Source organism: Chitinophaga sp. GbtcB8 (genome assembly GCF_019091455.1).
Taxonomy (GTDB): domain Bacteria; phylum Bacteroidota; class Bacteroidia; order Chitinophagales; family Chitinophagaceae; genus Chitinophaga.
In genome coordinates this window covers 1-264 of the sequence record NZ_JAGXJN010000199.1, presented here as the reverse complement: position 1 = coordinate 264, position 264 = coordinate 1, and the positions used below count along the sequence as shown (strand labels likewise).

1 protein-coding gene is annotated in these 264 nt (G+C 53.0%); it reads left to right on the top strand.

Annotated elements, in window-relative coordinates:
- The coding region (locus KVT36_RS31765; protein ID WP_217607441.1) for a hypothetical protein at positions 1–264 on the top strand (264 nt) is incomplete at both ends.

The following is a 264-nucleotide window of genomic DNA, read 5'->3' as shown; positions in this document are numbered from 1 at the left end:
GCGGCGTGGTGCGCATTAGCTCCCGTATGCGGCAAGAGCAGCAGGAGCTAACCATGGAAAATACCGGGCAAATAATGGGCAACACCACTAACGGGCAGGGATGTGGCCTGCAAAGCTCCCGGCAGCGCTTAAGCCTGTTGTTGGGCCGCCGCGCCTCTTTGGACTTTTATAACAGGAACGAACAAACGGAAGAAGCAAAGGTGCTGATGCCCTTAATAAAACCGGTGGCTTTTGGCTATAAGCCTTTAGCAATTAGCGGGAATA